This is a genomic window from Porticoccaceae bacterium LTM1 (genome assembly GCA_030252795.1).
GTDB lineage: Bacteria > Pseudomonadota > Gammaproteobacteria > Pseudomonadales > Porticoccaceae > SCSIO-12696.
This window is the reverse complement of the sequence record CP127080.1, coordinates 595,245-611,003: the sequence shown is the minus strand read 5'-3', so window position 1 is coordinate 611,003 and position 15,759 is coordinate 595,245. Positions and strand designations below refer to the sequence as shown.

13 protein-coding genes and 1 other RNA gene are annotated in these 15,759 nt (G+C 54.6%); 1 reads left to right on the top strand and 13 read right to left on the bottom strand.

Annotation, left to right across the window (positions count from 1 at the left end; all coding sequences use genetic code 11):
- Positions 1–70: 70 nt before the first annotated feature.
- From murC to rnpB, 12 genes are all read right to left on the bottom strand, one after another.
- Positions 71–1,474: a UDP-N-acetylmuramate--L-alanine ligase gene (gene murC, locus QP938_02820; GenBank protein WIO75604.1), complete on the bottom strand. Its 1,404-nt coding sequence runs from the start codon at positions 1,472–1,474 to the stop codon at positions 71–73.
- A 32-nt stretch (positions 1,475–1,506) separates the two neighbouring features.
- Complete coding sequence (murG, locus tag QP938_02815) at positions 1,507–2,583, bottom strand: undecaprenyldiphospho-muramoylpentapeptide beta-N-acetylglucosaminyltransferase (protein ID WIO74856.1); 1,077 nt, start codon at positions 2,581–2,583, stop codon at positions 1,507–1,509.
- Complete coding sequence (ftsW, locus tag QP938_02810; protein WIO74855.1) at positions 2,580–3,764, bottom strand: putative lipid II flippase FtsW; 1,185 nt, start codon at positions 3,762–3,764, stop codon at positions 2,580–2,582. Before ftsW ends, murG begins: the two co-directional genes overlap by 4 nt.
- Positions 3,761–5,110 carry a UDP-N-acetylmuramoyl-L-alanine--D-glutamate ligase gene (murD, locus tag QP938_02805; GenBank protein ID WIO74854.1) on the bottom strand — a complete coding sequence of 450 codons (1,350 nt, stop codon included), beginning with the start codon at positions 5,108–5,110 and terminating at the stop codon, positions 3,761–3,763. The genes ftsW and murD overlap by 4 nt, the downstream gene beginning before the upstream one ends.
- 18 nt (positions 5,111–5,128) lie before the next feature.
- A complete protein-coding gene (gene mraY / locus QP938_02800; GenBank protein ID WIO74853.1) occupies positions 5,129–6,223 on the bottom strand; it encodes a phospho-N-acetylmuramoyl-pentapeptide-transferase in 1,095 nt (364 codons plus the stop codon).
- A gap of 3 nt (positions 6,224–6,226) precedes the next feature.
- Positions 6,227–7,603 (bottom strand): UDP-N-acetylmuramoyl-tripeptide--D-alanyl-D-alanine ligase, encoded by a 1,377-nt coding sequence (murF, locus tag QP938_02795; protein ID WIO74852.1) that lies wholly within the window; start codon positions 7,601–7,603, stop codon positions 6,227–6,229.
- A complete protein-coding gene (locus tag QP938_02790) occupies positions 7,596–9,158 on the bottom strand; it encodes a UDP-N-acetylmuramoyl-L-alanyl-D-glutamate--2,6-diaminopimelate ligase (protein WIO74851.1) in 1,563 nt (520 codons plus the stop codon). The genes murF and QP938_02790 overlap by 8 nt, the downstream gene beginning before the upstream one ends.
- On the bottom strand, positions 9,155–10,921 hold the full coding sequence (locus QP938_02785; GenBank protein ID WIO74850.1) for a penicillin-binding transpeptidase domain-containing protein: 1,767 nt from the start codon (positions 10,919–10,921) through the stop codon (positions 9,155–9,157). Before QP938_02785 ends, QP938_02790 begins: the two co-directional genes overlap by 4 nt.
- On the bottom strand, positions 10,918–11,193 hold the full coding sequence (gene ftsL, locus QP938_02780) for a cell division protein FtsL (GenBank protein ID WIO74849.1): 276 nt from the start codon (positions 11,191–11,193) through the stop codon (positions 10,918–10,920). The genes QP938_02785 and ftsL overlap by 4 nt, the downstream gene beginning before the upstream one ends.
- A gap of 10 nt (positions 11,194–11,203) precedes the next feature.
- A complete protein-coding gene (rsmH, locus tag QP938_02775) occupies positions 11,204–12,139 on the bottom strand; it encodes a 16S rRNA (cytosine(1402)-N(4))-methyltransferase RsmH (GenBank protein ID WIO74848.1) in 936 nt (311 codons plus the stop codon).
- Positions 12,140–12,156: 17 nt separating this feature from the next.
- Positions 12,157–12,612, bottom strand: a complete 456-nt coding sequence (gene mraZ / locus QP938_02770) for a division/cell wall cluster transcriptional repressor MraZ (GenBank protein ID WIO74847.1) — start codon at positions 12,610–12,612, stop codon at positions 12,157–12,159.
- A gap of 327 nt (positions 12,613–12,939) precedes the next feature.
- An RNA gene (gene rnpB / locus QP938_02765) (RNase P RNA component class A) lies at positions 12,940–13,323 on the bottom strand.
- Between the two features lie 491 nt (positions 13,324–13,814).
- On the opposite strand from rnpB, the gene QP938_02760 reads away from it, so the two are divergent.
- Complete coding sequence (locus QP938_02760) at positions 13,815–14,924, top strand: ATP-NAD kinase family protein (GenBank protein WIO74846.1); 1,110 nt, start codon at positions 13,815–13,817, stop codon at positions 14,922–14,924.
- On the opposite strand, the gene rsmI is transcribed toward QP938_02760, so the two are convergent.
- On the bottom strand, positions 14,921–15,757 hold the full coding sequence (gene rsmI, locus QP938_02755) for a 16S rRNA (cytidine(1402)-2'-O)-methyltransferase (protein WIO74845.1): 837 nt from the start codon (positions 15,755–15,757) through the stop codon (positions 14,921–14,923). The two genes, QP938_02760 and rsmI, sit on opposite strands and share 4 nt — an antisense overlap.
- Positions 15,758–15,759 lie beyond the last annotated feature (2 nt).

The following is a 15,759-nucleotide window of genomic DNA, read 5'->3' as shown; positions in this document are numbered from 1 at the left end:
AATTGCATCAGGGCATCAAGACCGCTGCTGTTAGCGTGCGACGTCAGACGTGCGACGTGCGACTCAACACTCATTGCAGCTTCCTCTCTGCCAGCAGCTTCACCAACTTGCCGACACTACCGGCTCCCTGAGTGATCACGATATCTCCGTCCTGGACGATGTCTCGAATAATGTCCGGCACTACATCGATATTCTCGGCGTAGATCGGGTCTACCAGACCGCGCTGGCGAATACTGCGGCAGAGGTGACGACTGTCGGCACCGGGAATCGGCTCTTCACCTGCGGAGTACACTTCAGTCAGAACCAGTGCATCGCAGCTCGACAGGATTTGTACAAAATCCTCATAAAGGTCGCGGGTACGGGTATAACGGTGTGGCTGGAACACCATCACCAGACGCCTTTCCGGCCAGCCGTCTCGAACAGCCTTGATGGTGGCCGCCACTTCGCGGGGGTGGTGACCGTAGTCATCCACCAGCATTGCTTCACCACCACGATCTGCACCTGAGGAGACCGGGTACTCGCCGTAGATTTCAAAGCGGCGACCCACACCGCCAAATTTGCTCAAACCTTCGCAAATCGCTTCATCACTCAAGCCTTCATCGGTGGCCACGGCTATCGCAGCGGCAGCGTTTTGAACATTGTGTGAGCCGGGAATATTGAGCTCGATCTGCAGCGTCGCCTTGCCTTCCGGACGATGCAGTTTGAAAGTGCTGCGATTGCGACTGGTGCTCATATCAGTGATGCGGTAATCGGCATTCTCGCTAAAGCCATAAGTGATAATCGGCCGCGATACGCTGGGCAGAATTTCACGGACCCGCTCATCATCAATGCAGAGTACTGCCAGCCCATAGAAAGGCAGGTTGTGAAGAAATTCGATAAAGGTTTTCTTGAGTTTGCCTTCATCAAACCCGTAGGTTTCCATATGGTCGATGTCGATATTGGTTACCACTGAAACCATAGGCTGAAGGTGTAAGAACGACGCATCACTCTCGTCCGCTTCTGCAACCAGGTAACGACTTTCACCAAGTCGGGCATTGGTACCCGCACTGGTCAAGCGACCACCGATCACAAAGGTTGGGTCCTTGCCAGCTTCGCCAAAAATCGAGGCAATCAAACTGGTGGTCGTGGTTTTGCCATGAGTACCGGCCACCGCAATACCATGGCGATAGCGCATCAGCTCTGCCAGCATTTCGGCGCGACGTACAATCGGGGTGCGATTTTCGCGAGCACGCACCATCTCCGGGTTGCTGTCACTCACCGCCGTGGAGTTGACCACCACATCAGCCCCATCGACATTGGACTCGGCGTGACCGATAAAGATGGTCGCCCCCATATCACGCAGCCGCTTGGTTACCGGGCCATCGTTAATGTCAGAACCTGAAATCTGGTAACCCTGATTCAACAATACCTCGGCAATGCCACACATACCGACACCGCCTATACCAATAAAATGGATACGCTTTATACGGCGCATCTCGGGAACTTCAAAAACACCTACTTTATTACTCACTGCATAACCTCCTGACAGGCATTGGCCACCATTTCGGTCGCTTGGGGTTGTGCCAACTGCCTTGCATTGCTGGCCATCACCAACAATTGTTCACGGTCTGCCAGCAACTGCTGAAGCATTACCGCCAGTTTTTCCGGGCTCATTTCCGCCTGCTGCATCATGCGAGCAGCGCCTTTATTCACCAGCCACTGACCATTCTTGGTCTGGTGATCATCGATGGCGTGGGGATAAGGAATCAGCACAGAGCCAACACCTGCTGCCGCCAACTCAGACACGGTCAAGGCACCTGACCGACAAACCACCAGATCTGCCCAGCCGTAGGCTTCCGCCATATCGTCGATAAAAGGCACCACCTGGGCATCCACACCAGCGTCACTGTATTTTTCCGAGGTCGGTACCGCACGATCACGCCCGGCCTGATGCCAGATCAGCGGACGCTCATTGGCCGGGAGGCGTTTGATCGCCTCCGGCAGAGTGTCGTTAATGGCCTGGGCACCAAGGCTGCCACCCAGCACCAGCAGGTGCGGACGGTCGCCATTGCGCTGCAATCTCTGTGCAGGCTCCGGCAATTGACTGATCTCATCACGTACCGGATTACCGCACAGTTCGCCTTTTGGCAACGACCCCGGAAACGCTTCCATCACTCGCTTGGCCAGTTTGGACAGATAGCGGTTGGTGGTTCCCGCTACCGCATTCTGTTCGTGGATCACCACTGGAATGCCCAACATTTTTGCAGCCAACCCCCCGGGGCCAGAAGCAAAGCCACCCATTCCCAAAACCGCATCGGGCTGGCGTTCTTTAAGCAGCGCCTTGGCCTGGGATACCGCTTTTAGCAGCAGGAACGGTGCTTTCAGCAGGGTCATCACACCTTTACCCCGCACTCCGGCCACCTCAATAAAGTGCAGCGGTATATCGTTAGCTGGCACCAGTTGCGATTCGATACCGCGCTGAGTGCCAAACCACTCGATTTCGACTCCGCGGGAGCGCAATTCACGGGCAACAGCCAGCGCCGGGAAAACGTGCCCCCCGGTTCCACCAGCCATTACCATGATGCGTTTCTGCTTCGCGCTCATACTTCTACTGTTCCTCTAACCTTGTTGCTGCGACGCAATACCGGCTTGGCGTCCGGCTGCTGCAACTCCATTCCAAATCGTAAAATCAGCGCCACCATCACGCAGCTCACCAGCAAGCTACTTCCGCCGTAACTGATAAACGGAAGAGTCAATCCCTTGGTAGGCAGTAATCCTGACGCCACACCGATATTGATAAATGCCTGCCCCGCCATCAGCACACCGAGACCAAACACCGAGTAAGTGGCAAACCAGTTGAACTGCTGCACCGCCAGACGCACGATGGCAAAGACGCGCCACATCAGCAGGGCAAACAGTCCGATCACCACCGCCACACCCAGCAGACCAAACTCTTCTGCGAAGATGGCAAACACAAAGTCGGTGTGCGCTTCGGGCAGGTAAAACAACTTTTGAATACTGTTACCAAGACCCAGACCAAACCACTCACCACGACCAAAAGCGATCAGTGACTGGGTAAGTTGGTAGCCGCTTCCAAACTGGTCGGCCCAAGGATCAAGATAAGTCACAAGACGCTGCAAACGATAAGGAGACAGAAGCGCCGCCAGCCCCAGTAGTCCACCGGCCAAACCCATCAGCGCAGCCACCTGCCACAACTTCACACCAGCAAAGAACAGCATTGCCAGCACCGTAGCTGCCAGCACCACCGATGAACCCAGATCCGGCTCCGCCAACAGCAGCCCAACCAAGGCCCCCAAAATGGCCAGCGGCTTGATAATCTCTTTCCAGTTTTCCCTCAGTGCCACTTGATGGCGGTGCAAGTAACCGGCCATAAATAACACCACCGCCACTTTCACCAGCTCCGAGACCTGCAAGGTCAGAGGGCCAAACGCCAGCCAGCGCTGACTGCCGTTTACCCGGCGACCAACTCCGGGAATAAGCACCACCAGCAGCAGGAAGAAAGCCGCACCCAGCAGCAATAAACCATTGCGATACCAGAACTGCACAGGAACACAGAGCACCACCGCTGCCGCTGCAAACCCCATCGCCAGATACATCAGATGGCGCTTCAGGAAAAACAAATTGTCGCCGTAGTTGGCTGCGGCATAACTGATTGACGCCGAGTAGATAATGATTACGCCAATGCTTAATAGCGCAGCTACTGCCAAAAGCAGTTTGCTGTCGAGTTGACTGAAATTCACAGTAGGCATTGACAGGCGCATCATGACAATGCCCCCACTGCCGCAACAAAGGTATCACCGCGCTCTTCAAAGTTGCGAAACATATCGAGACTGGAGCAGGCTGGCGACAGCAATACCAGGTCACCCGGCATGGCAATCTGCTGTGCGCGGTTGACCGCTTTCGCAATAGTATCGACAGTCTCAACACCACAAACGCCCGCTACCAGTTGGGCAATCTGAGGACCGTCTTTGCCGATCAGCAGGGTCTCTTTCACACTTTTCGCAACTGCCGGTTTCAGCTCGGCAAAGTCAGCGCCTTTTCCGTCACCGCCGGCGATCCAGACAATATTTTTATGCCCTTCCACTACCAACCCATCCAGTGCCGCCAAGGTGGCACCGACATTGGTGGCTTTGGAATCGTTGATGTAAGTAACACCTTTAAATTCGCGTACGGTCTGGCAGCGGTGCGCTAAACCGGGAAACTCCCGAAGTGAATCGAGCATCGCGTTTTCCGGCAGACCAACTACAGCACCCATCGCCAGCGCAGCCAGGGCATTAGCCCAGTTGTGACGGCCTTTGATGCGCAGATCACTCACGGCCAGCAGCCCGCCTTCAGGACCACACAGCCAGAGATCGCCACTGATCTCAGCCACCGAAAAATCACCCGCTGCGTTATCCACACCAAAGCTGCTGGTCTCCACATTAGCCAACGGCGACTGGGTCACAGCGTCATCGCGGTTAAACACAATGTGTCTGGCACCTGTGAAAATGCGCTGTTTGGCAGCCAGATAATCAGCCATGGACGCATAGCGATCCAGATGGTCTTCCGACACATTCAGAATGCAGGCTACTGCCGGTTGCAGTGAGTCAACAATTTCCAGCTGGAAGCTGGACAGCTCCAATACATAAAGCTCGCAGCGATCATCCAGCAGCTCTAGCGCTGGCACTCCGAGGTTGCCGCCTACACCAACATGGACTCCGGCACGACGTGCCATATCACCGAGCAGTTCGGTAACAGTGCTCTTGCCGTTAGAGCCGGTAATCGCCACCACAGGGGCCTTGGCATAGCGAGCAAACAATTCGATATCACCAACGACCCTGATACCCTGCTCTTTCGCTGCCACCAGCAACTTGTCGGTGGGCGCCAGGCCTGGACTGACAATCAGCTCTTTTACCGGGCCAAGCTGTTCAAAGCAGGACTCAGCCAGAAAAACCGGAACCCGGGGAAACTCCGACTTGAAGCTGGCCAGCATTGCAGGAGCCTGACGGGTATCCATCATCACAAATGACTCACCGCGCGCCGCTAAAAAACGCGCCACAGACAGACCGGTAACGCCGATGCCGAGCACCGCCGTCACTTTTCGATCCACTTGTTGAGTCCGGTTTGTCATAAGTTGTTTCTGTTTCCGTTAACGCAACTTCAGGGTGGCCAGACCAATCAGCACCAACACCACGGTGATGATCCAGAAGCGCACAATCACTCGCGGCTCCGGCCAGCCTTTCAGTTCAAAGTGGTGGTGAATCGGCGCCATGCGAAATACCCGCTTGCCGGTCAATTTGAAGGAGGCAACCTGAATAATCACCGACAGGGTCTCCATCACGAACACACCACCCATGATGAAAAATACAATTTCGTGGCGAACAATCACTGCTATCACACCAAGTGCCGCACCCAGCGCCAGCGCGCCGACATCACCCATAAACACTTGCGCCGGATAGGTGTTGAACCACAGGAATCCAAGGCCGGCACCACCCAGTGCCGCACAGAAAACCACCAACTCACCGGCACCGGCGATGTAGGGAATATGGAGGTAGTTGGCAAACTCAACGTGGCCGGTCAGGTAGGCAAACAAACCCAATGCGCCACCCACCAGTACGGTCGGCATAATGGCCAGGCCGTCGAGACCGTCGGTGAGGTTAACCGCATTACTGCCGCCAACAATTACAAAGTAGGTAAGCGCGATATAGCCGATACCGCCCAGTCCAGCCAACGGAATAACTACGTCTTTGAAAAACGGTACATACAGCGACGTCTCGGCCGGAGTTAACGCAGTTTTGTACAGGAAGATAGCAGCCCCCAGACCGCCAACCGATTGCCAGAAGTATTTCCAGCGCGCCGGCAGTCCGCGGGAATTTTTCTCCACTACCTTGCGGTAATCGTCGACCCAACCCACAGCACCAAAAATGAAAGTGACACCCAGCACCACCCACACATAGCGGTTGCTGAGGTCGGACCAGAGCAGTGTGGCGGCAAAAATCGCCATCAGAATCAGTGCACCGCCCATGGTGGGGGTACCGGATTTACTCAAGTGACTCTGCGGTCCATCGGTGCGCACTGACTGGCCGATCTGCAACAGATTCAGACGGCGAATCATGATCGGTCCCAACCACAGCGACATACCCAGCGCAGTCAAAACACCTAAAATTGCGCGAAAAGTAAGATATTTCACCACCCCAAAGGCGCTGAAATACTGAGTTAAATAGTCGGCCAGCCAATAAAACATTTTTTATTCTCCTGTAGTGGAAGCTTCAGCCTCCAAGGCTTTAACCACATCATCCATACCGGCACTGCGCGATCCTTTTACCAAAATCGTCACCCCCGAACCCAACTGGGGCGCCAGCGCCTCGATTAATTGCCTTTTGCTTTCGCAATGAACACCTTCACCAAACGCATCACTGGTGAAAGCAGTTAATTTTCCAGCGGTGTAGAGCTGAGCAACGCCATGATTCGCGGCGTAACGCCCGACCTCAGCGTGCATCTCCACTTCATCCGCACCCAACTCCGCCATATCACCCAGCACCAGAATGGTGCGGCCCGGCATTGTTACCAGACTGTCGATGGCAGCCTTCACTGATCCCGGATTGGCGTTGTAACTGTCATCGATCAGGTAATCGCCTGTTGGCAGCTCTTTAATGTCCATACGGCCAGCAACGGTTTTGGCCGATTTCAAGCCTTTCGCCACTTCCGCCAGACCGGCTCCAGCAGCAATCGCAACGGCAGCTGCGGCCAGCGCATTGGCCACGTTGTGACGACCGGGAATCGATAGTTGAATGTCGGTAGCACCAACTGGTGTTTCCAGGCGAAAATGACAGCGACCCAAAGCATCCTGGGTAACCTCTGCAGCACGCACATTGGCGTCGCGACGGCTAACACTGAAGGTCAGGCAGCGACGCTCGCCAATATAGGAGCGCCACAACTCTTCATAGACTTCATCCAGATTCAGTACTGCAGTAGCGTTTCGCTTGAGCTGTTGATAGATCTCACCCTTGGCACGAGCAATACCTTCCACGCTGCCAAAGCCTTCCACATGAGCAGGTAACACATTGTTGACCAGTGCCACATCGGGACTCGCCATGTTGCACAGATAACCAATTTCGTTGGGGCCACTCGCCCCCATTTCGATCACTGCACTGCGATGTTTTTCAGTCAGGGACATCAAGGTAAGCGGTACGCCGATGTGATTATTGAGATTGCCACGGGTAGCAAGCACCGCATCAGCACCATCCTGGTGGGCAAAAATCGCCGCCAGCATCTCTTTGACCGTTGTTTTACCTGCACTGCCGGTCACTGCAACCATACGGCCGTCAAAGGCAGTGCGATTGAGGCGGGCAATCTGGCCGAGCGCAACGGTGGTATCCGGCACCACCCATTGCGGTACCGACAAACTGGTATCGGCTTTTTCCACCACCAACCCGCAGGCGGATTGAGCAGCCTGACCCAAAAACTGATGGGCGTCGAAGTTCTCACCACGCAATGCCACAAACAATTGACCTTCGCCGATTTGGCGAGTATCGGTAGACACTTGGTCGAACGCACAATCCGGGTAGACCAGAGTGCCGCCGTATTCGATAGCCGCGCGGGACAGAGTCAGCTGATCAATCATTTGCCTGCCCCCCTCTTTGCCCACATTGTTCAAGCGCAGCCCGCGCTTCATTTCGATCATCAAATTCGTGGCGCACGCCGTTTACTTCCTGATAGGTTTCATGGCCCTTGCCAGCGATCAGTACGCAGTCTTCCGCTGCTGCGTTGGCAATGGCGTATTCGATGGCAGCGCGACGATCTACCTCGCAATGAATAAATTCACTGCTCGGCATACCGGCGCGAATTTCGGTAATAATTTGTTCCGGGCCCTCTCCGCGCGGATTATCACTGGTGACCACAACGCGATCAGCCAATTGCGCAGCTAACGCCCCCATTTGTGGGCGCTTGCCGGCATCCCTATTACCGCCACAGCCAAAAACACACCACAACTGGCCACGACACAGTGGGCGTAGCGAAGTCAGAGCTTTTTCCAGTGCATCCGGGGTGTGTGCATAATCAACAACAACCACTGGACGATAGTGAGTACTCACAACCTCCATGCGACCTGCAACAGGGTATAGCTTGGGAATCAGCGCCAGAACTTCTTGCAGGGCATGCCCCTGACCACAGGCTGCCGCCACCACCGCAAGCAGGTTACTGACATTGAATTCACCCAAGAGGCGACTGCTTAGCACCCCTGTTCCCCACGGGGTGGTCAGGCGCGCTTCGACACCGCTATCGGTCAACTCCACTTCGCTGGCCACAATATCGGCTTTGCGGTTGTCGATACCGAAACGCAAGCAACAGATACTGTCGTCAAACTGGTCGGCCAGATGCTCACTGCAGGGGTCGTCAGCATTGATGATTGCCAACTGCAAACCTTCAGTGGCGAACAGCTGCGCTTTGGCGCGCAGGTAACTGTCCATATCGCCGTGGTAGTCCAGATGATCCCGACTGAGGTTGGTAAAGATCGCGGTGTGGAATGCAACATCCGCCACTCGGCCCTGATCAAGGCTGTGGGAAGAGACTTCCATGCAGAAATGGGTAGCGCTTTCGTCCAGCAGATTCGCAAGCACCTCTTGTACTTTTATGGCGTCTGGCGTGGTCATACCGACGTCGACGAAAGTCGCTGCCCTTTCCCCCAGCAAATTCACGGTTTTCTGATCAAACAGGCCATAGCCAAGCGTGCCAAGCACACCGGTCGGCTCACCCAACAGCGCCAGTAGCTGTGCCAGTAACTGGCTGCAGGTGGTTTTACCATTAGTGCCGGTAATACCGGTCACTTTCATGTGTTCCGACGGGTTGCCATAAAAGCGGCCAGCGATGGTACTGAGCCTGGTAGAAAGCCCCTGAACCGGAATCACTGCAACGCCGGCCGGAGCCTCAAATGCATCGAGCCCCTCAGCTTCAGCCGCAATTGCTACCGCACCTTGCCCAGCGGCAGCCTTCATAAACTGGCGACCGTCGACGGTCAGACCGGGGCACGCCAGAAATAGCGATCCCGGCACAACTTGGCGACTATCGGCGGTCAGCGAAGTAACCTGCAGACTTTCCTGGCCAGAAAGCAGTTCGACGCCAACCAGTAATTCAGTCAGCGTCGCGTGTTTGTTCTTGTCTGTATGTTGCAGGGCCATCATGTTGACCCTCCCTGCCGCGGTACTTTCTTGAGAGCAACCACCCGTTCATCACTGGGTACATTTGGTGGCACCTGAAGCAACCGCAATGCCTCATCCATCACGCTGGCAAATACTGGTGCGGCCTCTTTACCACCGCCATGCTTTTCACCCACAGTGGGTTCATCAATCATGACCACACATACCAACCTTGGGTTGTCGGCAGGAACCGCTCCGGCAAACAGAGCTACGTGGCGGGTATCATCGTACCCACCGGTTTGAGCCACTTTGCGGGAAGTACCTGTTTTCCCGGCAACTTGGTAAGCAGGTAAAGCCGCTTTGGTTCCGGTTCCACCTGGCTCAACCACCTGTTGCATCATCTCAAGTATCTGGTGTGCTATTTCCGGCTCGATGACCTGTTCACCGGTAACTTGTTTGCCTGTCTTGAGCAACGTAACCGGCTTGGAGAAGCCATCGGCCGCCAACACCAAATAGGATTTGGCGATTTGCAGGGGCGACGCATTGAGACCGTAACCAAATGCCAATGTGGTGCGGGTAACATCGTCCCAGCGCATTGGCGCCGGGAGGTAACCATCCACCTCACCAGGAAACTCGAGGCCAGTAGCCTGCCCCAGACCCGTGCGGGCAAACACATCGCGAACATGGAACGGGTCCAGCTCAAGGGCAATTTTCGAAGTACCCACCTGGCTGGACTTGGCCAACACACCTGCCAGATCAAGTACACCGTAACCCCGCGGGTCCTTGATGTCCTTATATCCAACACGCACATAGCCCATGCCAGTATCAATTTGGGTAGATGGTTTGAACTTGCCACTCTCCAGCGCCGCCACCATAGTCAGGGGCTTCATGGTTGAACCCGGCTCAACCCGGTCGGTTACCGCGCGATTGCGCATCGCGGACGGATTGCGATCTTCTCGGGCATTGGGGTTAAAGGAAGGCTGGTTGGCCATCGCCAGCACTTCACCACTGCCTACATCCAGGATCACCACGGAGCCTGCCTTTGCGCCAAAGCGGTTAACCGCTGCTTTTAATTCACGGTAGGCGATATACTGCAGACGCAGATCTATACTCAGGGCAACATCCTGACCAGGCTCCTCGCGGCGAACCAGTCCCAGCTCCTTGATCACGTGACCTTTGCGATCCTTGAGCACTCGTTTGGCCCCCGGGTTACCCGCAAGGTGACTGTCAAAAGCCAGCTCAATACCTTCCTGGCCCATATCGTCGAGATTGGTAACGCCAACAATTTGCGCAACCACTTCCCCGGCCGGGTAGTAGCGTTTGTATTCGCGACGAACGTGCACTCCATCAAGTTTCAGAGCCAACACATCATCTGCTTCTGCAGGGCTGACCTGACGACTCAGATACATAAACTCTTTGCTCTGGTAGCGGTCCAGGCGACGTTGCAACTCAGCCAATGACAGCCCCAGTTTATCTGCCAGCCGAGCGAGGTCCGCAGGCTCGCGAGTCAGCACCTGGGGGTTTGCCCACAGGGTGGCCACAGGTGTGCTAACCGCTAACGGGCTACCATTTCGATCGGTAATCAGGCCGCGATTAGCAACGATTTCTTCGGTACGCACCGTGCGGGCATCGCCCTGGCTTTGCAGAAATTCAAAGCCGCGATCGTTATCCGGCAGCACCTGCAATCCGGCGATATGCCAGATCAACATGATCGGCATAACCAATAGAGCCAATACCACGAGTGCGAAGCGCCATCTGGCAATGGTCAGTTTTGGTGTTTCGGTGCGGGACTGCGCTGAGCGACTCATTGGCGCACCACCACAATATCGTCAGATGCCGGGGCGCGCATATTCAGTGAATCGCGTGCCGCCTGCTCAACACTACCAAACGAGGCCAGGGTCGCCTGCTCCAGCAACAGCTGCCCCCACTCAACCTGAAGCTGGTCGGAGCGTTTCTCGAGCTGACCCAATTCGGCAAACAGCGCTCGACAATCGTGACTGGCACGCACAACCGCAAGGGCCGAGGCAATCACCCCGACCCAAAGCGCTGTGGTCATCCAGTTCATCGACTTGGCTGTCATTTGCCCAACCTCATGCCAGTTTCTCAGCCACCCGCATAATGGCGCTGCGGGAGCGAACATTGCCGCCAACCTCTTCGTCGGCAGGCTTTAACGGTTTTCCCAACGACTTCATACGGCGCTGGGCTTGCTCATCGCGAATCGGTACGCCACGCGGCAACTGAGGGCCACGCTCCTGATCGCGAATGAAGCGTTTAACAATTCGGTCCTCCAGGGAGTGGAAGCTGATCGCCACCAATCGCCCACCAATCGCCAATACATCAAGAGAATCCGCCAGCAGTTTCTGCAGATCGTCCAGTTCGCGATTGATATGAATGCGGATCGCCTGAAAAGCGCGTGTTGCCGGATGCTTGTGCTTTTCCCAACGCGGGTGAGCATCAGCAACGATTTTGGCCAGCTGTTTGGTGGTGGTAATCGGCTGCTCGTCGCGAATCTCCACGATGGCCCGCGCCATGCGACGGGCGTAGCGCTCTTCGCCATACTCTTTGAGTACGCGAGCGATCTCTTCTTCTTTTTCGTAAGCCAGCCACTCGGCCGCACTCTCGCCGGAAGACGAGTCCATACGCATATCCAGCGGGCCATCGCGCAGAAAACTGAAACCGCGGTGATCATCATCCAGCTGTGGGGAGGAAACCCCAAGATCCACCAGAATTCCAGTTACCTTGCCGACCATTCCACGTTCAGCAACTACGCTTGCCAGGTCCGCAAATGACGCATGCACCAGCTCAAAGCGGTCGTCACCGGCAAAACGCTGGCGACCGTGAGCAATGGCTTCCGGATCTTTATCGAAAGCGAGGAGTTTTCCAGCTTGAGACAAACGCTCGAGAATCAACGCACTGTGGCCGCCGCGACCAAAGGTTCCGTCAATGTAGATACCGTCAGGATCTGTAATGAGTGCATCAACAGCCTCATTCAGCAGCACGGTGGTGTGTACTTGTTGCTCGCTCATACCCTAAATACCAACGTTTAAAGCGACAGGGTCAGCATTTCATCCGACATCGCTAACTCATCTGCGCTATCGGCCAACATATCTTCACACTTGGCTTCCCAAAGCTCGCCGCTCCACAGCTCAAAGCGGTGACGCTGGCCAACCAGCATTACCTTCTTATCCATCTGCGCGTGTTTGCGAAGCTCGGGTGGAATCAAAATACGCCCGCTACCGTCCAGCTCCAACTCACGAGCGTGACCAATCAACAGGCGTTGGAACCGACGCGAGGCCGGATTCAAAGATGGCAGCGCCGCCACCTGCTCTTCGACCTCCTCCCATTTCGGCAGAGGATAGATCAGCAGGCAGCGCTCTTGAGTATCGATAGTGACAACGAGGTGACCTTCACACATAGACGCAAGCTCATCGCGGTACCTTGCAGGTATCGCCATGCGCCCTTTGGCATCCATGTTGATCTCGTTATTACCCCTAAACACCCTTTTTTCCCACTTTGTTATTCAATTTGGGTTGGTGGACCACAATTTCCCACCTTTCCCCACACTTCGACACTATATGCCCAGACAATGGGAAGTTCAAGCTGGGAAACCAGTAAAAAGTCAAAAACGTGCAGGTAAAATCAGCGAAAAAGAGGGTAACGTGCAGAGATCGTTTGCATGGATTTTCAAATATTTAGTAAAAACAGGACAATATAATTGTAACTTAAAGAAGCACTTTAAGATTTATATGAATTCTGGATATATACGGGAGGAGATATATAGAAAAAAGATCAAAAGTGATCAAAAAACAAACAAAAACAAGGAATTATTGGGAGTCGGCCGATAAGCCGGGTTCTGTCGTGGGCAACCATTCCTCTACGATACACGTCACCATGCATCTTTAGCAACCTACCCGCCTTCAGTGCGGGTCACACCAATGAAGGCCTATTTGGTCTTGCTCCGAGTGGGGTTTACCGTGCCACAAACTGTTACCAGTTGCGCGGTGCGCTCTTACCGCACCCTTTCACCCTTACCGGTCTCCTTTCGAAGACTTAGGCGGTCTACTCTCTGCTGCACTTTCCGTAGGCTCGCGCCCCCCAGGAATTACCTGGCACTCTACCCTATGGAGCCCGGACTTTCCTCCCCCCGACTCCCGCCAATATCCGAAGATGATTGCCGAGATAACCGGGCAGCGATTGCCTGGCCGACTCCCGGCAGCGAGGATAGCATAGGGAATTACTGTGAAACAGTGGGATTCTGTCAGATGTTTCTATTTCATGGGTAGACCGCTTTTACCGGCGGGGGTAGGCCACTCCTCATATAACCCACAAATCGTCGTGACCTACCCCCGCCGGTAAAAGCTACTTTGTGTATTGAGGGACAATGCAATTAGAAACTTTAAACAAGAAAACCCCCTGAAAGTGGCACAAACCAAGCTGACTTGGGGTAAAGAATGCGACGATTTGTGGGTTATATGAGGAGCATTCTTTACCCCAAGTCAGCGCCTTCAAGGCACTAAAGCTACTAAACTTTCTCATTCACAACACAATCCGCTCACTCCATAAGGGCATAGGCCGCTCCTCATATAACCCACAAATCGTCGCTACCTACGCCCTTATGGAGTGAGCTACTCTGTGTGATTGCCCTACAGTCTATTGCTCAAATCCACTAGAATTGCCCCTTTTCGAAAACCGGAGAGAGTTGTGTTTCGACTGGGTCTGATTATTAACCCCCTGGCAGGTATTGGTGGCAGTGTTGCGCTCAAAGGTAGCGACGGCATCGAAACCGTTCGCGAGGCCCTGGCGCGAGGAGCGGAACCCAAGGCAGGAATTAGAACCCTTCAGGCTCTGCAGCCCCTGAAAGAACTGCCGGTCGAAATCATTACCTATCCCGCCGAAATGGGTGCCGACACTGCCCGTGAAGCAGGGTTTGAACCCAATGTGATTGGCCAGATCGAATCAGGTGCCACTACGGCTGCCGACACCGAGCGAGCAGCTCTGGAGTTGGCCGAAGCAGGTGTCGACCTGATTCTGTTCGCTGGCGGCGATGGCACAGCTCGCAATCTGGTGAACGTGCTCGACGGCCAGGTACCTGTACTGGGCGTTCCCGCTGGCGTCAAAATTCATTCTGGCGTTTACGCCATCACCCCCAAAGCAGCCGGCGAAGTAGTTGCCATGCTGATTAAAGGCGAACTGGTGACTCTGGGTGAGCAGGAAGTGCGCGACATTGATGAAGCGGCCTTTCGGGAGGGTAAAGTCCGCGCTCGCTATTACGGAGAGTTAACCGTTCCACAGCAGCACGAATACATCCAGAGTGTAAAAAACGGCGGCAAGGAAGTGGAAGAGCTGGTGCTGGATGACATCGCAGCTGACTTTATCGAACAGATGGAAAACGATGTTCGCTATATCATGGGTTCCGGCAGCACTGTGCAGGCAATTATGGATCAACTTGGACTGCCGAACACTCTTCTCGGCGTGGACATGATTGAAAACGGTCAGTTGATCGCCAGTGACTGCACCGCCCCACAGCTATTGGAGTTGACCAATGATTACGAGAGCTGCCTGGTGATCACGGTAATTGGCGGGCAGGGGCATATTATTGGTCGCGGCAACCAGCAGCTCAGCCCTGAACTGCTGCTTAGATTGGGCCGCAAGAATATTTATATTGTCGCCACAAAAACCAAGATCAAGGAACTGAATGGCCGCCCCTTAATTGTCGACAGTGGCAATGATGAGGCCAACAGAATGCTGGCCGGATTGATGCCAGTGCATACCGGCTACTACGATGCGATCCTGTACCGGGTCACCGATTAATTCTTTAATTCGACCGCAAGTTTATACAGTGCCTTCTTGTTGCCACCGGTGAGTTTTGCCGCCAGCGAGGAGGCCTGCTTGACTGGCAGCTCTTCCAGCAACACTTTCAATACCCGCTGTTGCTCAATGTCATCCGCACTCTGCTCTTTTTCTTCGGCTCCCGCTACCACCAGTACAATTTCACCGCGCTGCTGGTTGCTGTCGGCAGAAACGGTTTCAACAAGCTCGCTGAGTGGTTTAGCTATCACCGTCTCGAATGCTTTGGTAAGTTCACGAGCCAACACCGCTGTTCGCTCCACACCAAACAGGTCACTCATATCCTGCAAGGTTTCCAGTACCCGGTGGGGCGCCTCATAAAAAACCATGGTGCGACTTTCTGACGCCAACAGTTCGAGTTGCTTGCGTCGCGCGGTCGACTTGGCAGGCAAAAAGCCTTCAAAGGAAAACCGGTTGGTGGGCAGACCAGCCACACACAGTGCCGTAACCGCAGCACAAGCACCTGGTATCGGGGTTACTTTAAAGCCTTCGTCGCGCGCTTCTTTTACCAGTCGATAGCCCGGATCGGAAATCAGCGGCGTGCCGGCATCGGACACCAGAGCGATATTTTTTCCATCTCGCAGTGCTTGCAACAGGCCATCCACTTTTGCCCCACCACTGTGGTCGTGATAGGAAACCAGCGGTTTATCGATGCCAAAGTGGTCCAATAGTTTACGACTGTGACGTGTGTCCTCTGCCGCTACCAAATCCGTCGTTTGTAGAACTTCCACTGCACGGGGTACCATATCGCCCAAATTGCCGATTGGCGTTGCTACTACAAATAATTCACCAGCCATTG